Origin of the sequence: Pseudooceanicola antarcticus (genome assembly GCF_900215355.1) — a bacterium.
In the GTDB taxonomy this organism is placed as follows: domain Bacteria; phylum Pseudomonadota; class Alphaproteobacteria; order Rhodobacterales; family Rhodobacteraceae; genus Pseudooceanicola; species Pseudooceanicola antarcticus.
Genome location: NZ_OBEA01000001.1, coordinates 699,747 through 719,138, shown reverse-complemented (window position 1 = coordinate 719,138; position 19,392 = coordinate 699,747). Strand labels below are relative to the sequence as shown.

General features: G+C 63.5%; 19 protein-coding genes, 1 tRNA gene and 1 pseudogene. 15 read left to right on the top strand and 6 right to left on the bottom strand.

Annotated features, from left to right (window positions below):
- Nucleotides 1-5: 5 nt before the first annotated feature.
- Both rhaS and CRO50_RS03525 read right to left on the bottom strand, forming a co-directional pair.
- A complete protein-coding gene (gene rhaS / locus CRO50_RS03530; RefSeq protein WP_097144473.1) occupies nt 6-995 on the bottom strand; it encodes a rhamnose ABC transporter substrate-binding protein in 990 nt (329 codons plus the stop codon).
- A gap of 46 nt (nt 996-1,041) precedes the next feature.
- Nucleotides 1,042-1,842: a DeoR/GlpR family DNA-binding transcription regulator gene (locus tag CRO50_RS03525; RefSeq protein ID WP_097144472.1), complete on the bottom strand. Its 801-nt coding sequence runs from the start codon at nt 1,840-1,842 to the stop codon at nt 1,042-1,044.
- A 192-nt stretch (nt 1,843-2,034) separates the two neighbouring features.
- Between CRO50_RS03525 and CRO50_RS03520 the strand changes: the two genes are divergently transcribed.
- Both CRO50_RS03520 and rhaI read left to right on the top strand, forming a co-directional pair.
- A complete protein-coding gene (locus tag CRO50_RS03520; protein WP_097144471.1) occupies nt 2,035-4,131 on the top strand; it encodes a bifunctional rhamnulose-1-phosphate aldolase/short-chain dehydrogenase in 2,097 nt (698 codons plus the stop codon).
- A gap of 130 nt (nt 4,132-4,261) precedes the next feature.
- Complete coding sequence (rhaI, locus tag CRO50_RS03515) at nt 4,262-5,536, top strand: L-rhamnose catabolism isomerase (RefSeq protein ID WP_097144470.1); 1,275 nt, start codon at nt 4,262-4,264, stop codon at nt 5,534-5,536.
- Between the two features lie 50 nt (nt 5,537-5,586).
- Here the strand turns inward: rhaI and CRO50_RS03510 are convergent, their stop codons facing one another.
- Nucleotides 5,587-6,423 (bottom strand): M48 family metalloprotease, encoded by an 837-nt coding sequence (locus CRO50_RS03510; protein ID WP_097144469.1) that lies wholly within the window; start codon nt 6,421-6,423, stop codon nt 5,587-5,589.
- A gap of 462 nt (nt 6,424-6,885) precedes the next feature.
- On the opposite strand from CRO50_RS03510, the gene CRO50_RS03505 reads away from it, so the two are divergent.
- The 8 genes and pseudogenes from CRO50_RS03505 (at nt 6,886) to CRO50_RS19865 (ending at nt 12,810) form a co-directional block, all read left to right on the top strand.
- On the top strand, nt 6,886-8,079 hold the full coding sequence (locus CRO50_RS03505; protein ID WP_097144468.1) for a site-specific integrase: 1,194 nt from the start codon (nt 6,886-6,888) through the stop codon (nt 8,077-8,079).
- Nucleotides 8,080-8,223: 144 nt separating this feature from the next.
- Nucleotides 8,224-8,961 (top strand): hypothetical protein, encoded by a 738-nt coding sequence (locus CRO50_RS03500; protein WP_143516849.1) that lies wholly within the window; start codon nt 8,224-8,226, stop codon nt 8,959-8,961.
- A gap of 89 nt (nt 8,962-9,050) precedes the next feature.
- Nucleotides 9,051-9,281, top strand: a complete 231-nt coding sequence (locus CRO50_RS03495; protein WP_097144703.1) for a helix-turn-helix domain-containing protein — start codon at nt 9,051-9,053, stop codon at nt 9,279-9,281.
- A 134-nt stretch (nt 9,282-9,415) separates the two neighbouring features.
- Nucleotides 9,416-9,634 (top strand): hypothetical protein, encoded by a 219-nt coding sequence (locus CRO50_RS03490; RefSeq protein ID WP_097144466.1) that lies wholly within the window; start codon nt 9,416-9,418, stop codon nt 9,632-9,634.
- A gap of 220 nt (nt 9,635-9,854) precedes the next feature.
- Nucleotides 9,855-10,961, top strand: coding sequence for a hypothetical protein (locus tag CRO50_RS03485; protein WP_143516848.1), 1,107 nt, complete (start codon nt 9,855-9,857; stop codon nt 10,959-10,961).
- A 787-nt stretch (nt 10,962-11,748) separates the two neighbouring features.
- Nucleotides 11,749-12,228 carry an RHS repeat-associated core domain-containing protein gene (locus CRO50_RS03480; protein WP_097144464.1) on the top strand — a complete coding sequence of 160 codons (480 nt, stop codon included), beginning with the start codon at nt 11,749-11,751 and terminating at the stop codon, nt 12,226-12,228.
- 12 nt (nt 12,229-12,240) lie between these two features.
- Nucleotides 12,241-12,564: pseudogene (locus CRO50_RS20520) on the top strand (toxin glutamine deamidase domain-containing protein); the annotation flags it as partial.
- A gap of 9 nt (nt 12,565-12,573) precedes the next feature.
- The gene (locus tag CRO50_RS19865; RefSeq protein WP_143516847.1) at nt 12,574-12,810 is read left to right on the top strand and encodes a hypothetical protein; all 237 of its coding nucleotides are present in this window, start codon (nt 12,574-12,576) and stop codon (nt 12,808-12,810) included.
- A gap of 399 nt (nt 12,811-13,209) precedes the next feature.
- On the opposite strand, the gene CRO50_RS19860 is transcribed toward CRO50_RS19865, so the two are convergent.
- Together CRO50_RS19860 and CRO50_RS03470 are read right to left on the bottom strand one after the other, a co-directional pair.
- A complete protein-coding gene (locus tag CRO50_RS19860; protein WP_143516846.1) occupies nt 13,210-13,716 on the bottom strand; it encodes a hypothetical protein in 507 nt (168 codons plus the stop codon).
- A 244-nt stretch (nt 13,717-13,960) separates the two neighbouring features.
- Nucleotides 13,961-14,036: transfer RNA gene (locus CRO50_RS03470), tRNA-Lys, on the bottom strand.
- 139 nt (nt 14,037-14,175) lie between these two features.
- On the opposite strand from CRO50_RS03470, the gene dapF reads away from it, so the two are divergent.
- The 4 genes from dapF to CRO50_RS03450 all read left to right on the top strand — a co-directional run bounded on the left by dapF (nt 14,176) and on the right by CRO50_RS03450 (nt 17,587).
- Nucleotides 14,176-15,015, top strand: coding sequence for a diaminopimelate epimerase (dapF, locus tag CRO50_RS03465; protein WP_097144462.1), 840 nt, complete (start codon nt 14,176-14,178; stop codon nt 15,013-15,015).
- Entirely contained in the window at nt 15,016-16,275 is a 1,260-nt protein-coding gene (mtaB, locus tag CRO50_RS03460; protein ID WP_097144461.1) for a tRNA (N(6)-L-threonylcarbamoyladenosine(37)-C(2))-methylthiotransferase MtaB, read from the top strand. It begins immediately after the preceding gene.
- Between the two features lie 79 nt (nt 16,276-16,354).
- Nucleotides 16,355-16,963, top strand: coding sequence for an FMN-binding negative transcriptional regulator (locus CRO50_RS03455; protein WP_097144460.1), 609 nt, complete (start codon nt 16,355-16,357; stop codon nt 16,961-16,963).
- Nucleotides 16,964-16,978: 15 nt separating this feature from the next.
- Nucleotides 16,979-17,587 carry a glutathione S-transferase family protein gene (locus tag CRO50_RS03450; protein ID WP_097144459.1) on the top strand — a complete coding sequence of 203 codons (609 nt, stop codon included), beginning with the start codon at nt 16,979-16,981 and terminating at the stop codon, nt 17,585-17,587.
- A 302-nt stretch (nt 17,588-17,889) separates the two neighbouring features.
- Here CRO50_RS03450 and CRO50_RS03445 read toward each other — a convergent pair whose 3' ends face one another.
- A complete protein-coding gene (locus CRO50_RS03445) occupies nt 17,890-18,576 on the bottom strand; it encodes an outer membrane protein (RefSeq protein WP_097144458.1) in 687 nt (228 codons plus the stop codon).
- A gap of 219 nt (nt 18,577-18,795) precedes the next feature.
- Here CRO50_RS03445 and petA point away from each other — a divergent pair, with 219 nt between their 5' ends.
- Nucleotides 18,796-19,380 (top strand): ubiquinol-cytochrome c reductase iron-sulfur subunit, encoded by a 585-nt coding sequence (gene petA, locus CRO50_RS03440; RefSeq protein ID WP_097144457.1) that lies wholly within the window; start codon nt 18,796-18,798, stop codon nt 19,378-19,380.
- Nucleotides 19,381-19,392: the final 12 nt, after the last annotated feature.

Sequence of the window (19,392 nt, the reverse complement as noted above, 5' to 3'; positions counted from 1 at the left end):
GAGGATCAGAAGATGCTCTTGAAGTCGTCGATGTTGCTCTCGTCGTAGACGAAGGGATCGGCCATGGCGGCAGAGCCCGTCTCGTCCAGCGTGATGGTGCCCATGCGGCCGATCTCGATCTCGGCGCCCGGCGCGGCTTCGGCGTCACCCTTGGCCAGGTGATAGGCCATCATGGTGGCCGAGTAGCCCAGGTCGATCGGGTTCCAGATGGCGAAGGACTTCGACGCGCCGCTCTCGATGGCACCGGCCATCTCGGAGGGCAGGCCCAGGCCGGTCACGTTGACCTCGCCCACCTTGCCGGCATCGACCACGGCCTGAGCGGCGGCCACGATGCCGACGGAGGTCGGCGCGATGATCGCATCCAGATCCGGGTAGGACTGCATCAGGCCCTGCGCTTCGCGGTAGGACTTGTCGGCCAGGTCGTCGCCATAGACGGTGCCCACGACATTGATGCCCGGATAGTTCGGCAGCACCTTGGTCATTTCCTCGATCCAGATGTTCTGGTTGGTCGAGGTGGTGGTGGCCGAGAGCACGGCCACATCGCCGCCCTCGGGCAGCTCATCGGCGGCCAGCTTGACGATCATGTTGCCGATCAGCGCGTTGGACGAGGGGTTCAGGTGGGCCTGGCGGCCATCCTCGGCAACGCCCGAGTCCCAAGAGATCACGGTGATGCCGCGCTGCATGGCCTTCTTCAGGGTCGGCACCAGCGCATCGGTGTCATTGGCCGAAACGGCAATGGCGTCGACCTGCTGGGCGATCAGGGCGTTGATCACCTCGATCTGGCCTTCGGCAGTGGTGTCGGTGGGGCCGGTGTAGATGATTTCCACGTCCCCCAGCTCTCCGGCGGCCTCTTCGGCGCCCTTGGCGGCGGCCTCGAAGAAGCCGATGCCCAGGGCCTTGACGACCAGCGCGATGCGCATGTCCTCGGCGGCCGCAGGCCCGGCGAAAAGTCCCGCCGCGACGGCGGCGCTGGTCAGCAGTTTTGCAAGTTTCATGATGGATCTCCTCCCTAAAGTTACCATCGGTGTCGCGGCCCCTCCTCTATGAAGCCGCCTCCTCTCGCGCGCCGCTCGCGGGCGCCACGATAAGCTTGATGTCCGCGCCTTCCACCATGGCGGCGGCACGGTCGCTGATCCCCTCGTCGGTGATCAACACGTCGATCTCTTCAAGCGGGCAGAGCACGAGGCTCGACCGGCTCTCGAACTTGCTGGAATCGACCAGCAGCACCAGCTCATCGGCCTGGCCGATCAGCTTCTGCTCGGCCTGGATGATCAGCGGATCGGCCTCCATCACCCCCAGCGGACCGACGCCCTGCGCGCCCATGAACAGACGGCGGGCGCAGAAGTTGCGCGTCACGTCGTTCTCGAAGGGCGAGAGCACGATGTTCTGCTCGCGGTAGATGACCCCGCCCGAGATCAGCACCGAGTTCTTCGAATGCTTCAGCAGGTGTTCGGCAATGGGGAAGGAGTTGGTGAAGACCTGGCAGCGCCGCGTGGCCAGCGGATGCACCATCTGGAAGGTGGTCGTGCCCCCGTTGATGATGATCGCATCGCCCTCGTCGCAGAGCTCGACCGCCGCGCGGGCGATGGCCTGCTTCTGGCGCGCATGCAGGGTCTGGTTGACCGAGAACGGACGGCCCGCAAGGCCCGGAAACTGGTTCGGCGCCAGGGCCTCGGCCCCGCCGCGCACCCGGCGCAGCTTCTTGGCGACATGCAGCGCGGCGATATCGCGCCGCACCGTCGCCTCGGAGGCCCCGGTCAGCCCGCAGAGATCCGCCACGGTCACGACCGGCCGGTCCTGTACCGCTGACAGAATGATCCCGTGGCGTTCCTTCTCGTGCATGTCTTCCTCCCGTTCCGATCAGCTTGCCGCGCATATTCGATCATTGTCAATCATGAAATCACGTTTCAATCATTATGCAGTCGCAGCATGATCGAAGTTGATCATTGTTGATTGACAATTAGCTGCCACCTGCGCAATCTCGCCCCGAAAAGGGCAGGAGGTCCAGCCCTGGTGGAAAGTGGAGGAGACACCATGACAACCGCATCGACGCGGCTCGTTTCGCTGTGGGATGACGCCAAGGCCGAAGGCATGAGCGAACCCGAGAAGCTGCTCTATCGCTCGAACCTGCTGGGCTCGGACAAGCGGGTCACCAACTATGGCGGCGGCAATACCTCGTGCAAATGCCAGGAAGTCGATCCGCTGACCGGCACCGAGGCCGAGGTGCTTTGGGTCAAGGGCTCGGGCGGGGATGTCGGCACCATCAAGATGGACGGTTTCGCCACCCTCTACATGGACAAGATGCGCGCCCTGAAGGGCAAGTATCGCGGGGTGGAGTTCGAGGACGAGATGGTCGGCTACCTGCCCCATTGCACCTTCAACCTGAACCCCCGCGCCGCCTCCATCGACACGCCGCTGCACGCCTATGTGCCGAAGGCCCACGTTGATCACATGCACCCCGATGCGATCATCGCCATCGCCGCCTCGAAGAACTCGAAGGAGCTGACCGCCGAGATCTTCGGCGACGAGATCGGCTGGCTGCCCTGGAAGAAACCGGGCTACGAGCTGGGCCTCTGGCTGGAGGACTTCTGCCTGAAGAACCCCGACGCCAAGGGCGTGGTGCTGGAAAGCCACGGGTTGTTCACCTGGGATGACGACGCCAAGGCCTGCTACGAGCTGACGCTCGAGATCATCAACAAGGCCATCGCCTACTTCGAGGAGAAGACGGCAGACGTTCCGGCCTTCGGCGGCCCGGTCCACGAAAGCCTCGCCCCCGCCGCCCGCCGTGAAATCGCGGCCAAGCTGATGCCCGCCATCCGCGGCTTCGTTTCCGGCAAGCAGCACATGGTCGGCAACTTCGAGGACAGCGAGACGGTGCTGGACTTCGTGAATGCCAAGGACATGCCCGCGCTGGCCGCGCTTGGCACCTCCTGCCCCGACCACTTCCTACGCACCAAGATCCGCCCGCTGGTGATCGACTTCGACCCGGCGCAGAACAACATCGACGCCGTTCTGGAAGGTCTGGAAGCCCAGATTGCCGCCTACCGCGAGGATTACGCCGCCTATTACGAGCGCTGCAAGCATGACGACAGCCCGGCCCTGCGCGACCCCAACGCGGTGGTCTACCTGGTCCCCGGCGTCGGCATGATCACCTTCGCCAAGGACAAGGCCACGGCGCGGATCTCGGGCGAATTCTACGTCAACGCGATCAACGTGATGCGCGGCGCCTCCTCGGTCAGCGAATACGTCGGCCTGCCAGAGCAGGAGGCCTTCGATATCGAGTACTGGCTCCTGGAAGAAGCCAAGCTGCAGCGCATGCCCAAGCCCAAGTCGCTTGCCGGTCGCGTCGCCATGGTCACCGGCGGCGCCGGTGGCATCGGCACGGCCACGGCGGAACGCTACCTGGCCGAAGGCGCCTGCGTGGTGCTGGCCGATATCAGCGAAGACAGCCTGAACGCCACAAAGGACGCCCTGACCGCCAGCTACGGCCGCGACGTGATCCGATCGGTGATCATGGACGTCACCGACGAAGCCGCCGTGGCCCGCGCCTATGCGGATGCGGCCGTGGAATTCGGCGGCGTCGACATCCTGGTCTCCAACGCCGGTATCGCCTCCTCGGCGCCGGTCGAAGAGACCACGCTGGCGCTCTGGAACAAGAACATGGAGATCCTCTCCACCGGCTACTTCCTGGTCTCCCGCGAAGCCTTCAAGCTGATGCGCGTGCAGGGCATGGGCGGTTCGATCGTCTTCGTGGCCTCGAAGAACGGCCTCGCGGCCTCGCCCAATGCCTCGGCCTATTGCACCGCCAAGGCCTCCGAGATCCACCTGGCCCGCTGCCTGGCGCTGGAAGGCGCCGAGGCCGGGATCCGCGTCAACGTGGTCAACCCCGACGCGGTGCTGCGCGGCTCGAAGATCTGGGAAGGCGAATGGCTGGACCAGCGCGCCTCGACCTACGGCACCGACAAGGCGGGGCTGGAAGAGATGTACCGCAACCGTTCGATGCTGAAGCGCTCGGTCCTGCCCGAGGACATCGCCGAGGCCGCCTATTTCTTCGCATCCGAGAAATCGGCCAAATCGACCGGCAACATCATCAACGTCGACGCCGGCAACGTGCAGGCCTTCACGCGCTGACACCGGACGGGGGCACCCCTTGCCCCCATCCGATGGCTGAAAATACTGCGGGGGAGTCAGGCATGGCCTGACGGGGGCAGCGCCCCCACCCCCGGCCAGCAACAGGCGGCACCCCCGCCCGGGAGGACACATGATCACCAAGGACATTATCGAGGCCCGGAACGCCCCCCGCGCGGCGGACCTGGAGGCCGACTACGCCGCCCTCGGCGCGCGTCTCGCCCGCAACGGCATCGCAATCGACGACCTGCTGGCCCGCGCAAAGGCCTTCGAGGTCGCCGTGCCTTCCTGGGGCACCGGCACCGGCGGCACCCGCTTCGCCCGCTTCCCCGGTGGCGGCGAACCGGCCAACATCTTCGACAAGCTGGATGACTGCGGCGTCATCCACGGGTTGACCCAGGCCACCCCCCGCGTCTCGCTGCATATCCCCTGGGACAAGGCCGCGCCCGCCGACCTTCTGGCCAAGGCCGAAGAGCACGGCCTGGGCTTCGACGCGATGAACTCCAACACCTTCCAGGACCAGCCTGACCAGGCGCACAGCTACAAGTTCGGCTCGCTGTCGCATGTCGATGCGGCCACCCGCGCGCAGGCCATCGAGCACAACCTGGAATGCATCGAGATCGGAAAGACCATCGGTTCCAAGGCGCTGACCGTCTGGATCGGCGACGGCGCCAACTTCCCCGGCCAGACCCACATGGGCCGCCAGTTCGACCGCTACCTGTCCTCTATGAAAGAGATCTACGCCGGCCTGCCCGAGGACTGGCGCATCTTCTCGGAACACAAGATCTACGAGCCCGCCTTCTATTCCACCGTGGTGCAGGACTGGGGCACCTCGCTGCTGACCGCGCAGGAGCTGGGCGAAAAGGCCATGTGCCTCGTCGACCTGGGCCACCACGCGCCCAACGTGAACATCGAGATGATCGTCTCGCGCCTGATCCGCGCCGGCAAGCTGGGCGGTTTCCACTTCAACGACAGCAAGTATGGCGACGATGACCTCGATTCGGGCACCATCGAACCCTACCGCCTGTTCCTGGTCTGGAACGAGCTGGTGGATGCCGAAGCCACCCCCGGCCTCGACCTGGCCCACATGATCGACCAGAGCCACAACGTGACGGACCCGATCGAGAGCCTGATGATCTCGGCCATGGAGATCCAGCGCGCCTTCGTGCAGGCCTCCCTCGTCGACCGGGTGGCGCTGGCGGGCTACCAGGAAGAGAACGACGCGCTGATGGCCTCGGCCACCCTGCGCGCGGCCTTCCGCACGGATGTGGAACCGATCCTGGCCATGGCCCGGATGCAAACCGGCGGCGCCATCGACCCCATCGCCACCTACCGCGCCTCGGGCTACCGGGCCGCGGTCAGCGAAACCCGCCCCGTGGTCAAAGGCGCCGGCGGCGGCATCGTTTGACGAAACGGGCCGCGCCTTGCCCGGCGCGGCCCCTCTTCTTCCTAGACCCGTTACTGGCTCGCCTTGCGCGTCAACGCCTGCTGCCCCTGAATCTGCTCCATGGTTGCCAGAACCATGGCCATGCGTTTCTCGTCCGGCGGATGCGTCCCCCAGAAGCTGAGCTGGCCTCCGCCCGAGCGCGCGGCCTCGTCACGGGCAAAGAACTGCGCGCCCTTCACCGGATCATAACCTGCCGCATGGGAGATCCGTGTGCCCAGCATGTCGCTCTCCAGCTCGTAGGTCTGGGAATAGGCACGCTGGCCGACCATGGCCCCCAGCTCCATGCTGTTCTCCACCGCGGTCTGATCATAGTACCCGCCACCCTGAGCGCTTGCCGCAGCCGTGATCACCCCGAGAATCAGCGCCCCGGCAATTGCCTGCTGCTGCCCTTTCTGAATGTGACGCCCGATCAGGTGGCCGTATTCATGGCCCATGATGAAGGCCACCTCGTCATCGTTGCCGGTGTCCTGCAGAAGCGGCACCGAGAATCGGATGACAGGCGACCTGTTGCCTGCCTCGGCATAGGTGAAATAGGCATTGCGCTGCTGCATCTCGCGATCCAGCTCCAGCTTCACGTCACAATCCACGGCCTTGCCCTGCGCAAGCTCAGTCTCACAAAGCTGCCGCGCCACGGGCTCGATCCGGCGGGCGACGCGGGCAAAGCGGTTCACCCCGGCACTTTCGCTGATCGGGCTGCGCGGAGCCGCTGTCTTGGCCTCAGCGAACATGGTGCTGGCCCGGCTGTTCGTCTCATCGGCGATACCGGGCATCGAATAGGTCGTGCCACATGAAGCCAGGGCAAGCGAAAGCGCAGCCCCCGCCAGCAAGCGGATTGGTCGTAACGTCATCTGGAATTCGGTCCTGTCTTGAGCCCCCGGCGCCCAAGGGCACCCCTATCCGTACATTCGGAAACGTAGGTTCATTCAGGCAAGGCAGACGTGCTGTAGCGTCACAGGTTCCCGCCCGCTGTTGCAGACTTCCCGCACCCTCGGTGCCAAGGCGAACCCCATGTGCTGAAACAAAAAAAGCCCCGTGATCCAGGCTTTACCGAAGATCACGAGGCTTCTTTGATACAGTGGTGAGCCGTGATGGGTTCGAACCATCGACCTACTGATTAAAAGCCGCCCCCAGGCCTTTTACATGGGGTTCGCCTACCTACTCTCAACGACCATAAATGCATGATCGTAAACGTTTTTCCTTGAAGCGCGTTACTCTCACGTTGCATCCAATTCCCTGTAGTTCGCCGCCTCATGTTTCCGCCAGACTTCCGGATCTTGGGGCAATTCCGATACCGATCCAGGGGGTGCCCGATGCCAAAGCTAACCAAACGCTCCGTAGAAGCTCTGCCCGTCGATGGGCGGGACTACATCGTCTTTGACTGCGACGTGATTGGCTTTGGCGTGCGCGTGTCCCCAACCGGGCGGAAGTCGTACCTGATACAGTATCGCGTCGGAGGACGCACCCGGCGGTTCACCCTGGGCAAGCACGGCACCCTGACCGCTGAGGCCGCCCGTAAGCTCGCCGTGCAGCGCCTTGGGGAAGTCGCCCATGGGGAAGATCCCTCTGCGACCCGAAGCGAGCATCACCGCTCCCCAACAGTGGCTCAGCTCTGCGACCGCTTCCTGGAGGAACACGCCGCGATCCGCTGCAAGCCCAACACCCAGTTTGACTATAGGCGGAACATTGAACGTCACATCCTCCCTGCCTTCGGCACCTTCAAGGCGATGGATGTGCGCCGCGCGGACGTGGCCGCTCTGCACCAGAAGCTAAGCCCGACACCGCATCAGGCCAACCGCGTTCTGGCGCTGCTGTCGAAGCTCTTCAACATGGCCGAGCTCTGGGAGATCCGGCCCGATGGCTCCAACCCCTGCCGCCTCGTTCCGCGCTACAAGGAGAAGCCCAAAGAGCGCTTTCTGGGAGAGCCTGAGCTGATGCGCCTGGGCGATGTGCTGACCGAAGCAGAACAGACCGGCCAGGAGAGTGTCTTTGTCGTGGCCGCCTTCCGGCTGCTGCTGATGACGGGCTGCCGCCTCTCCGAGATCCAGACCCTGCAATGGTCCTTCGTCTCCATGCACCACCTGCTGCTGCCCGACAGTAAGACCGGCGCCCGGCGTATTCCCCTCTCGCCCGATGCAAAGGCCGTGCTGCACCGCCTGCCCCGTGACTCCGGAAACCCGTACGTGATCCAGGGCAAATTGCCGGGCAGCCACCTGACGGACCTGCAACATCCCTGGCGGCGCATCCGTAAGGCGGCAGGCCTTGAGGACGTACGCATTCACGACTTGCGGCACACATACGCCTCTTACGCGGCTATGAACGGGGTGGACCTGCTGACCCTGGGCAAGATCCTGGGCCACTCGAATTACCAGACGACCCAGCGATATGCGCACCTGGCGGATAAGGGCGTCTGCGAAGCGGCTAATGCGGTCTCGGGCATGATGGCCGGAGCCCTGGGCACCGCGCGACAGCAACCTGGCCCGGCGCGGCTTAGTTTGGTTCGGTAATGTTAGGGAGCAGGCTGCCCGTTACATAAAGAGCCGCGCGCTCCTTATGTAACGTAACGGGTACGCCACCAGTGTTTTGGTGTGTTGGCATGGCGCTCACGTCGTCAGCGCCTAAAGTAACACCCCGAGAAGATGGAGGGACACGTGAAGCAAACCCATAGTGAGATGCTGCGCGATCTGTGGAAGCGAGGCATATGGATGCGGGACGCATGGCGCTCATATGCCTCCGAGGAAAAGTACAACCGGCACCGCGAGCTCTACGCGAAATCCGCAGCTGAACTGCTCACCACAGCGCCGCCAGCCGCCGCCGACGACGACGCGTCGCCCATGTCAAAGTTGGAGGCGCTCTTCAAAGGCCCCCAAGCCCTGCTGGCCGAGCGCGGCGAGGTGGACAAAGAGATGCAGGAGGATCTGCGCCGTTGGCTTCGGACCGGTCAGCTTGTCGCCCTTGGCTTCGAACCTCCCCGTAAAGAGGCCTCACCGCCCCTAACGATCCCAGCTGAGTATTGGCCCCAAACCCACACCCCCAGCCTCACAAGATGGCAGGCGAACACCCTCAAGCACGCGTCGCTGGCTTTTGTAGATGTGCGCATCGTCTCCAAGGCTCAGTTTGACGCGGTGCTAGCCCCTGCCGCACTTCAACAAGCTCCTGTAGGCCGCCCCGCCGTAAACACCGCGATCAAGCAGATTTGCCAGGACCTGATCGACGCCGGGAAGATCAAGACGGACCTTTCAATGAAAGCGCACTACCCGATGATCCGTGAGCACCTCGCTCAGCGTGATCTCGACCTGCCCATCCCCCCGGAGGCGATCAACGACGAGACGATCAGAAAGACTTTCTCGCCGCTTTTCAGAGACTTGAAGAAAACCAAAAAACAATAAAATCTGCGGGACTTTATTGTCCTATTTGTTGGATTGCAGCCTGGGCATGTTCGGTCGCAAGGCAGACAACGAAAGGACAGCCCGTGCAGATGACGACCGAAAGCCCCTCCCCGATCACCCCGCCTGCGGAGTACTGGGAGGGCTTCATTCCCGAAGGCGACGCCGCCGACTACCTGTGCCAAAGCGTGCGCACCATCCAGAAATGGCGTGTCACTGGCGGAGGCCCGGAATTCTACAAGTTCGGGCGCTCCGTGCGCTACCGCCGCCGCGATCTTCGCCAATGGGTCGAAGAACGCCGCCGGGCGCACACCTCTCAATAATCCAGTTTTGCCCGCGCTGAGTTGGCAGCGCAGCGCGGGATTTTGGGGCCGGATGGCTTCTTCAGGGGCGCGAGGTCTGCGTGAGCTCGCGCCCTTTCCACGTCTGCTGCCCAGCCAATGAGAAGGAAATCACCATGGCAAACCAACCCGCAAAGAAGTTCCGCCTGGGGCTCATCACCGCCACCATCTGGGACAATGACGGCTTCTATTCCATCGACCTGTCCCGCTCGTACCGCGACGACACGGGCACCTGGAAGAATACCACCAGCTTCCACCATTCCGACCTACTCAATCTGGCAAAGTGCTCTGAACGCGCGGAAGCCTGGATCGGACGGCAAGTCAATGACCGCTGATGCAACTGGCCGGGCCACAGCCCGGCCCCAAAACAAAAGCTGCCCCGCCGGAGGCACCTTCAAGGGCGCACAGCGCCCGCCCCTCCCCACCGGAAACGAAGCGCCCCGCCTGGGGAAAAGGGGGGTGATTGTAGCACCCCCCTCTAGAAATACAGACGACACAAGAGAGACCCAGATGCAATTAGTTCATGCTGGCTTCGACAAGTTGGACCTATCGGTTATGGCCAACGTATCCCCCGCCCTCTTCGCCGCCCTGGAAGCCGCCCGAGACGAGGCTGAGGACAAACGCACAGATGTGCCCTTCAGCTACGGCGGCACCGACTTTGATATCCTGCCCCATGGCGGCAATGGCTACCGCTTCATCCTGCGTATGGGGGCCGCTGACGCCCATTGGTTCATCAAGAAGCCCAATGCGAAAGACCCCTGGGGCATCCGTATCTCTGTCGGTTCGACCATGCTGGCGACCCAGGGCCTAAGTGTGGTGCGCGACCACCTGGACAAAACCCTGGCCCGCCTGGGCATCCTCTATGAGCCGCATCAGATCAGCATCGCCCGCGCGGACTTCTGCGTCGATATCCTGGCCCCTGGCTTTGAGCTGTCCCCCGAGCGCTTCGTGATACACAGCCACACCAACAGGGCCGACTACCACGCAGAGCCAGAGGACAAGCGCAGCAACGGCAAGTCCGGTCTCTATACCTCGGTCACTGTCGGCAAGTCCCCTGGGCGGCAGGTCATCATCTATGACAAACGGCGCGAAGTGATCGAGCGCAAGAAGCCGATCTGGTGGGATATCTGGAACGCTAACCGGATGCGCCAGGACATGCCACAGCTCGACCCAGAGGACCGCAGCCTGGACCTCTACCGCATCGAAGTTCGGGCCGGGAAAGACCTGCTCAAGGACCGCTGGCAGATCCGCACCTGGGAGCAGTTCGACGCCCAGTTCGGCGATGTGGTGGCGGAGGCCTTTGACAAGATTCGTTACTGTGAGCCTGACCCCGCCGACAGCAACCGCGCCCGCTGGCCGCTGCATCCGATCTGGGCGCTTGCCGCGTCTATATGCGAAGAGAACCTACTAGGGATGCGCACCTATCTCGACCCGGAGCACGTGAAATACGTCCACCGCGAAGAACACATGCGGCTCATCCTGGCCCAGATCATCGGCAATTCTATCACCCTCGCCGCCCTGGACGGCATCCAGGAGGACGGGTTGGAGGACTACCTTGGATTTACACTCGCAGACCGCATGGCGAACGCAATCCGAGCGGAACCCGAGCGCTTCGGGGCCAAACTGGAAGCGGCGGCGGGGCGATACAGGTTCGAAGCTTGAGCGGAGGAAGAGCGGAGCCGCCTCACAGGGACTGCGGGGCGGTTTTGCGTTTTGGGCGGCGCGAGTGCGAAGGAGCTGCGCGTCAGTTGCGGGGGAGTGCGTACCAGTTACGCCCTGGGGACGCTCCTAGGACAGGTCTCTTCTGCGACCTAAACGGCAACTCGACGCAGGTAGAGTACGTGGCTGCAGTAAGGCCTGTGATGTGGCTTCCCGGCTCTTCCGGCCAATCACCGCCATTCGCCTGAAGGGTTAACGTTGCGGCTCCGCTTCCCCGACCGGCGATCAGGGGCCTCGTACAGCATAATCTGGCGAGCCAAGGTCAGAAGAGCGGACGAAGCAGACATCCAACGAACGGCAGCTTTCGCCCAAAGACAAAAAACGGTAGATTTCGCCTAGGTCATGGTCGCGGCGGGGCGGATCCTCAATCCGCGCCTTCGCCTACGATCCGGACAATCCTTATGGGCTGGTGTTCGAGAACCGGGTGTTCCTCGCCATCCTGAGCAACGAAGAAACTGTCGCGGTGATTGCCGTTGTGGCTGTGGAGTACCTCCTCAAGGAAGCGCGGCATCGCGACGCTAGGGCTGTGGCCTATTGCCTACTCAAGACTAGGTTCTATGATTAATCTTCCACCGCCCAAGACGTGCCAGAGGACGAACATTACTATCTCGCTTGCCTTCAGCGGGTCGATCAGAGCACCTTCGACTGGGAGGAATCTTTGGGTTGGAGGCAAGCCAATAGATAGGATAACGTCATCCAAAAAACTTAGCGTTAAGGGGGGGGGAATTTGATGCTCCGGCTTTTTAAGAAATTCGTTCTGACAACAGTTTTTGCCGTGCTCGCCTCGCAAGCCAGTGCACTGTTCATTCAGCCGGACTGGTTCGACCCTACACAACCGGGCATTGGGACTAACAGATATTCGTATTCCCACAGTGACCCCGTGAACCGCCTTGACCCGGGCGGGAATCAGGACTTCGGGATCGGCCTTTGGAGCATGACAAAGGACATGACCCCGGAGGAGCAGGAACAGTTTTGGGAGGGACACAACTCCGCTGGGGAAACCGCCTTATCTTTCGTGTTGCCAGACATAGGTGAGCTTACCGACGGCGACATATCGGTGAGTGATGGTATCGAAATCATTGGTATTATCCCGTGGGCGAAGGCTGCGAAGGCTCTTGGCCCAATTGGAGATCTGCTCGGAATGGGGCGAAGGACCTCGAACGAAGCGGCCGGCAGTATACGCAATGTTAATCCAACGGGCGGAACCTAAAACTGTGTAAACTGCTCTATTGCAACAGATAATACTCTTGGAGGTTTTCCGACCTCCGCTCTACCAGGTGATCCGACAAGTGTCCGCGTCTTGGAAGAACACTTTGGGGCAAGCTTCCGTTCCGTGGCCGGTCCACAGAATATTTCAGACATTATGGCAGGCGCTGGCGATGGCGCTCGTGGGATTGTGTTTGGATCGCGCGGCCCAGACCAAGTTGGACACGTCTTTAACGTTGTAAATCAAGGTGGAACAATACGTTTCCTAGATGGACAAACAGGTGGGGCGGCAAATCTGAATGGTGGGTACCAACAGTTCTTCTTCCTTCCGACGAACTAGGAGGTAGTGATGGATATTCGCGAAGCTGAATTGCTTGCTCAGGAAAAGCTTGCTGAGATTCAAAAAATAATTGGAGAGGATCTCGAATTTTCCCCCGGAGGACCACGTTTTGAATCGGGAGAATGGTGTTTCTACTACAACACCAAGGAAGCCATCGAGACGGGCAATCCGCTTGCAGGATTGGCAGGGAACGGCCCTATCTGCATCGATGCTGAAGGAACCGTACGGCTTGGAGCGTCCGCTTGATCACCTAGGCTTATTGCGTACCTTTCTCCTAAGGTCCTCCCATTCCCGCTATTAGAGAAAACTGGAGTGTCCCTGGCAAGAAACGGTCGTTTGCGCCCCTCGCAAGATGGAAAGATTAGCATGGACAGAATCCCAGGGCAAAACCGGCGAGATTTGCGACGTTTGTGTTCAGATCCAGCCGCCGCCTCCACAAGTTGGAACGCGCTCTCTGATGACTGCATTCTGCGCGTTGGAGCCGTCCGTCCAAGGTGCATCAAAGATGCAGCTCTCGCACCTCTCGTCAGGTAGAAAAGTCACGCTGCACCTGGCACGACCGTCCGAGCTGGGCTAGGCGCCAACGCACAACTCGCCGGTCTTGTTCCTTCATCGAAACCGCTCCGGCCGCTTGAGCGACTCGCCTTACCACTGCCGCCAACTGAGGCCCATAGTTGCGGCAATGCTCTCCGGACAGCCCCCTCTCACACGGGATCGATATGCCTGCACCGAAATGCCATTCTTTAGCGCCTCCGCTTCCCACTCATCATCGGGGTTGCGCTTCAATTCTCGTGCGCCTTCGGTTGCAGCCCTTTGACCAGACCAACCGCGCTGCAGGCGCCTTTTGAAAGTTTGAAACGCTATCTCATTTTCTTCAGCCACTGGCCAAGCTGGCAGGCCATTGCCCAACGTCGCAAGCTTGTCGCGTCGACGATTTTCGAAGGCACCGCGATCATAGGGATACTCAGTATGCTTGCATTGAACACGCCACACACACGATCCACCATCAGAAGCCACCAGCTCGACTACGCCAGCATCGGTAAGCGAATGCGGCACAAGTCCGTATCGGTGGCAGAGCATCCACGCATCTTCACGGCTAGCTGCTCTACCAATAATATCTCCGCCCATGGGCGCGACATCGTAGATCGTCATTCGTATCCCTCCCCACCAACGCAGCCTTGCTGCCGCTCTGGTCGATGTAGGATCGGCACCAAACCCTCCCAAGAACTGTGAGATTCGCCGTTGCTCGCCTGTTGCGCACCCGCATCACCTGGAATCGCCGCCCCACTGCTTCCGCAGTGCTTCCACGCCGCGCCCCAGGGCCAAGCCCTAGAATCGAGAAAAGCCCCGCGCCTTCAGTAACATACTGAAAGCACGAGGCTTTTTCGGAATACAGTGGTGAGCCGTGATGGGTTCGAACCATCGACCTACTGATTAAAAGTCAGTTGCTCTACCAGCTGAGCTAACGGCCCACTGTGGGCGCGTCTCTAAGGGGGGTGCGGGGGATGGTCAAGCGGGAATCCGAAAAAAGATAACAGAAATGTAGCACGCGCATGGCCCGACCCGCGGGCGCGCCTTTTCAACAAGGGGCCGAAGGTCTATATCGCCGCAATGCAGATGCAGGACATCCCCTCCGGCCTGCCCTTCATGAAGATGCATGGGCTGGGCAACGACTTCGTCGTCATCGACTCGCGCGGGCGCGGGGCGGTGACAACCGCTGCGCTGGCGCAGGCCATCGGCGACCGGCACCGGGGCGTGGGATTCGACCAGCTGGCCGAGATCCTCGATGGCGTCGGCACCGATATCTGCCTCGACTTCTGGAACAGTGACGGCTCGCGCGCGGGCGCCTGCGGCAACGCCACCCGCTGCGTCGCCGCCCATGTCATGGCCGAGACCGGCCGCGACCGGCTGACCATCCGCACCGTGCGCGGCGTGCTGGAAGCGCGCAGCGTGGCGGGTGTCACCTGGGTGAACATGGGCCCGCCGCAGCTGGACTGGAACGAGGTGCCCCTGGCCCGCGCCATGGAGGTGACCGGGCTGCCGCTGCCCGGCGCCCCGACGGCGGTCGGCATGGGCAACCCCCATTGCGTCTTCGTCGTCCCCGATGCCGAGGCCGTGGCCCTGACCGAAGAGGGCCCCAGGGTCGAGACCGACCCGCTCTTCCCGGAAAAGACCAACGTGGAATATGTCGAGGTGCGCAACCGCTCCGAGGTGCGCATGCGGGTCTGGGAACGCGGCACCGGCGTGACGCTGGCCTGCGGCTCGGGTGCCTGCGCCACCGTGGTTGCCACGGCGTTGCGCGGACTGACCGAACGGCAGGTGAAGATGGAACTGGACGGCGGCTGGCTGGAGCTCGACTGGCGCGAGGACGGCGTCTGGATGGGCGGGCCGGTGGCGCATGTCTTCGACGGCCATTTCTCGGCCTCTTTCCTTGCACTGGTGGAGGGCTGAATGGCACCCCAGCCCCCGAAATTCGCCACCCTCGGCTGCCGCCTGAACGCCTATGAGACCGAGGCCATGAAAGCCATGGCCGCCGAGGCGGGCCTGGGCGATGCGGTGATCGTCAACACCTGCGCCGTCACCGCCGAGGCCGTGCGCAAGGCACGCCAGGACATCCGCCGCCTGCGCCGCGAGAACCCCGAGGCGCGCCTGATCGTCACCGGCTGCGCCGCCCAGACCGAGCCCGAGACCTTCTCGGCCATGTCCGAGGTCGACATGGTGATCGGCAACTCCGAGAAGATGCAGCCCGAGACCTGGGCGAAGCTGGGTCCCGATTTCATCGGCCAGACCGAGCGCGTGCAAGTCGATGACATCATGTCGGTGCAAGAGACCGCCGGTCACCTGATCGACGGATTCGGCACCCGCTCCCGCGCCTATGTCCAAGTGCAGAACGGCTGCGACCACCGCTGCACCTTCTGCATCATCCCCTACGGCCGGGGCAATTCGCGCTCGGTGCCTGCCGGCGTGGTGGTCGACCAGATCAAGCGCCTGGTGCAGCAGGGCTACAACGAGGTGGTGCTGACCGGGGTCGACCTGACCTCCTGGGGGGCCGACCTGCCCGCCGCGCCGCGCCTCGGCGACCTGGTGATGCGCATCCTGCGGCTGACCGACGTGCCGCGGCTGCGAATCTCGTCCATCGATTCGATCGAGGCGGACGAGGCGCTGATGCAGGCCATCGCCACCGAGCCGCGCCTGATGCCGCACCTGCACTTGTCCCTGCAGGCCGGTGACGACATGATCCTGAAGCGGATGAAGCGCCGCCATCTGCGCGACGACGCGATCCGGTTCTGCGAAGACGCCCGCAAGCTGCGCCCCGAGATGACCTTCGGCGCCGACATCATCGCCGGCTTCCCGACCGAGACCGAAGAGATGTTCGTCAATTCGCTGAAACTGGTCGAGGATTGCGACCTGACCTGGCTGCATGTCTTCCCCTACTCGAAGCGCGAAGGCACGCCTGCGGCGAAGATCCCGACCCAGGTCAACGGCAAGGTGATCAAGGACCGCGCCGCGCGCCTGCGCGCTGCGGGGGATGCCCAGGTCGCCCGCCACCTCGCCGCCCAGCAGGGCCGCGACCACCGGGTGCTGATGGAAAGCCCGCGCATGGGCCGGACCGAGCAGTTCACCGAGGTGCATTTCAGCGCCGACCAGCCCGAGGGGCAGGTCGTGCCGGTGACCATCATCGGACAAGAGGGCGGCCACCTGATCGCCTGAAGCGGGCGCGGCGCACCCGAGAGGTCTTGCGCCCCCCGCAGCCCCGCCGCATCCTGCGCCCAAACCACCCGAGGCGCCAATGCATCCCAATCCGATCTACCGCCAGGCCGACGATGCCCTGAACCTGGCCTTCGCGGCACGGCAGGGCGCGGGGCTGCTCTGCCTCTCCGCCGATGGCGCTCCGCTGGCCGCCCAGACCCCCTTCGTGATCCGCGACGGCCATGCCTTCCTGCATCTCGTCCGCTCGAATCCGGTCGCCCGTGCCGCCCCCGGCCCCGCAAGGCTGATCGTCACCGGGCCGCAGGGCTATGTCTCTCCCGACTGGTACGGGATGGAGCATCAGGTGCCGACCTGGAACTATGTCTCGGTCCACCTCCTGGGCCAGCTGGAGCCCCTGCCGCAGGGCGAGCTGCGCCATGTGCTCGACATGCTCTCGGAGGAATTCGAGACCCGGCTGCTGCCGAAGCCCGCCTGGACCGCCGACAAGATGCCGGCCGAGGCCATGGAGCGGCTGATGCGCATGATCCAACCCTTCCGCTTGCACATCGACAGTATCGAGGGCACGTGGAAACTTGCACAGAACAAGCCCGAGGAGGCCCGCCTTGCCGCCGCAGAGGGGCTGGCCGCCGGCCACACCGGGCTCGACCTCGCAGAACTGGCCGCGCTGATGCGCGACCCGCCCGCCTGACCCGGAAGGAAGACCATGGACCATACTCTCTTCAGCTCCCCCGCATCGCCCTATGTGCGCAAGACCCGCGTCTTCCTGCGCGAGCTCGACCTGGGCGACCGCGTGGCCGAACGCATGGTCAGCACCAATGCGCTGGACACCGACCCCGACCTCGCCGCCGCCAACCCCCTGGGCCGAATCCCGGCGCTGGCCCGCACCGAGGGCCCGACGCTCTGCGACAGCCGGGTCATCACCCGCTACCTGAACGACCTGGCCGGCGGGGATCTCTATCCCGCCGCCCGGCTCTGGGACGTGCTGACCCTGGAGGCGCTCTGCGACGGCATGCTCGATAGCGCCGTGTCGATGGTCTACGAACGCCGCCTGCGGAAGGCCGACAAGGTCGACGAAGGCTGGCTGGACGCGCAATGGCGCAAGGTCTCGCGCACGCTGGACAGTCTCGAGGCCGACTGGACCGAGGCGCTCTCGGGCCCCCTCGACGCGGGCCAGATCGCCCTGGCCTGCGCCCTGGGATACCTGGACCTGCGCCACGACGACCGCGGCTGGCGCGACACGCACCCCGCGCTCGTGGCCTGGCTGGCCGAGATCTCGACCCGCCCCAGCCTCGCCGAGACCGCGCCCGCCTGACCGCGGGGCCCGGCAGGGGCCGTGCAAACGAGTATCTACGGCCTCGGAATGAAAGCAGGACGGCGCGACAAGCGCCCCTTGCACGCATCACCAAGCTGAAAATACTCCGGGGGAGGAGGCGCAGCCGACGGGGGCAGAGCCCCCTTCCTCTCGACATGTCGCCCTCCGGCGACGGGGACAGAGCCCCCTCCCTCTCCACATGTCGCCCTCCGGCGACGGGGCAGAGCCCCCTCCCCCCGCAAAAAGCAGAAGGGCCCGCCGATCCGGCGAGCCCTCTTTCTATATATATGTCGTGTCCTGCGTCAGAACTTGAAGCCGACACCCACGTTCAGCGCATTGGTGATCAGCCGGGTGTTCAGCTCACCGCCGCCTTCCAGCTCGGCGGTGTTGTCGGACCAGGTGAACTGGTATTCGCCGAAGACCGACCAGCGCTCGGACAGCGGGTAGTTCACACCGGCGGTCAGCCGCGCGGCGGGGCCGGTGACCTGGTAGCCGAAGGTGTGGTCGCCGCCCGTGGGCGTCACGTCGACATGGGGCATGGCAAAGCCCAGGCCGGCCGAGACATAGGGCGTCATCGCCCCCCAGCCGTCGACCCAGCGACGCGAGACATTGGCCGTGATGATATTGTGCCCGTCGGTGAACTCCAGCCGCTCGAAGCCCGCGGCGGTCATTTCGCCTTCCGGCGCATAGGCCTTGTCATGCGAGAACTCGAGCCCGAGGCCCCAGCTGTCGTCACGCCACCAGGTGGCACGCATGCCGTAATAGGGCGGCATCGAGAAGCTCTTGCCGTCCCAGCCGATGAGCGCGTTGAAGTCCGGATCGATGTTGGTGCCAGAGCCATAGGTGCCCGTGGCCCGCGAATGCGGCGAGGTCTGCCAGCCGCCGTAGAAGGAAAGTTCGATCTCGGCGGCGGCAGGCGCGGCGAGACCCGCGGCCAGAATCGCCGCGATCGAGACGGTGGCAAGCCGTGTGAAGGAATGGGCAGGCATAAACGAACTCCGCGCGTTTAATCTTTGTTTATTGACTTACACCCGCAGGCGCAGCGCCTCAAGCGCGACACTTCCGCACCCTCTTCGAGGAATGAACACGAGATGCTGGACCTGCGGAAAAACGGAAGCTAAACAACCGCGAGGTAACAGTTGCGCGATGCGCGCCGCGACGACACCAAATGCGACTGCCCAGGCGGGCCTAGGAATGGAGCTAAGTTCGTGTCCCACGCAGAAGATCACGAAGGCACCCGGAGAGATTTCCTCTATTACGCCACCGCCGGTGCCGGCGCCGTCGCCGCGGGCGCGGCTGTCTGGCCGCTGGTCAACCAGATGAATGCCTCTGCCGATGTGCAGGCCCTTGCGTCGATCCGTGTCGACGTCTCGGGCGTTGAGGAAGGCACCCAGATCACCGTCAAATGGCGCGGCAAGCCGGTTTTCATCCGCCGCCGCACCCAGGACGAGATCGACGCCGCCAACGAGGTCGACCCTTCGGGGCTGCCCGACCCGCTGGCACGTAACGAAAATATCGATGCCGGCGCTCCGGCGACCGACAACAATCGTGCGCTTGCCCCGGCCGGCGCCGAGGGCAAGGCCGCCGAGGAATGGCTGGTCATGATGGGTGTCTGCACCCACCTCGGCTGTGTGCCGCTCGGCGATGGTGCCGGTGACTTCGGCGGTTGGTTCTGCCCCTGCCACGGCTCGCACTACGACACTGCCGGTCGGATTCGTAAGGGCCCCGCGCCCCAGAACCTGCCCGTCCCCACGGCCGCCTTCGATGGCGAGACCGAAATCGTCCTGGGCTGAGGGAGGAGAACA

What these genes read in the sequence shown, in the direction of transcription:
- rhaS (WP_097144473.1), bottom strand. Translation starts at nt 995, where the DNA reads ATGAAACTTGCAAAACTGCTGACCAGCGCCGCCGTCGCGGCGGGACTT.
- CRO50_RS03525 (WP_097144472.1), bottom strand. Translation starts at nt 1,842, where the DNA reads ATGCACGAGAAGGAACGCCACGGGATCATTCTGTCAGCGGTACAGGAC.
- CRO50_RS03520 (WP_097144471.1), top strand. Translation starts at nt 2,035, where the DNA reads ATGACAACCGCATCGACGCGGCTCGTTTCGCTGTGGGATGACGCCAAG.
- rhaI (WP_097144470.1), top strand. Translation starts at nt 4,262, where the DNA reads ATGATCACCAAGGACATTATCGAGGCCCGGAACGCCCCCCGCGCGGCG.
- CRO50_RS03510 (WP_097144469.1), bottom strand. Translation starts at nt 6,423, where the DNA reads ATGACGTTACGACCAATCCGCTTGCTGGCGGGGGCTGCGCTTTCGCTT.
- CRO50_RS03505 (WP_097144468.1), top strand. Translation starts at nt 6,886, where the DNA reads ATGCCAAAGCTAACCAAACGCTCCGTAGAAGCTCTGCCCGTCGATGGG.
- CRO50_RS03495 (WP_097144703.1), top strand. Translation starts at nt 9,051, where the DNA reads ATGACGACCGAAAGCCCCTCCCCGATCACCCCGCCTGCGGAGTACTGG.
- CRO50_RS03490 (WP_097144466.1), top strand. Translation starts at nt 9,416, where the DNA reads ATGGCAAACCAACCCGCAAAGAAGTTCCGCCTGGGGCTCATCACCGCC.
- CRO50_RS03485 (WP_143516848.1), top strand. Translation starts at nt 9,855, where the DNA reads ATGGCCAACGTATCCCCCGCCCTCTTCGCCGCCCTGGAAGCCGCCCGA.
- CRO50_RS03480 (WP_097144464.1), top strand. Translation starts at nt 11,749, where the DNA reads ATGCTCCGGCTTTTTAAGAAATTCGTTCTGACAACAGTTTTTGCCGTG.
- CRO50_RS19865 (WP_143516847.1), top strand. Translation starts at nt 12,574, where the DNA reads ATGGATATTCGCGAAGCTGAATTGCTTGCTCAGGAAAAGCTTGCTGAG.
- CRO50_RS19860 (WP_143516846.1), bottom strand. Translation starts at nt 13,716, where the DNA reads ATGACGATCTACGATGTCGCGCCCATGGGCGGAGATATTATTGGTAGA.
- dapF (WP_097144462.1), top strand. Translation starts at nt 14,176, where the DNA reads ATGCAGATGCAGGACATCCCCTCCGGCCTGCCCTTCATGAAGATGCAT.
- mtaB (WP_097144461.1), top strand. Translation starts at nt 15,016, where the DNA reads ATGGCACCCCAGCCCCCGAAATTCGCCACCCTCGGCTGCCGCCTGAAC.
- CRO50_RS03455 (WP_097144460.1), top strand. Translation starts at nt 16,355, where the DNA reads ATGCATCCCAATCCGATCTACCGCCAGGCCGACGATGCCCTGAACCTG.
- CRO50_RS03450 (WP_097144459.1), top strand. Translation starts at nt 16,979, where the DNA reads ATGGACCATACTCTCTTCAGCTCCCCCGCATCGCCCTATGTGCGCAAG.
- CRO50_RS03445 (WP_097144458.1), bottom strand. Translation starts at nt 18,576, where the DNA reads ATGCCTGCCCATTCCTTCACACGGCTTGCCACCGTCTCGATCGCGGCG.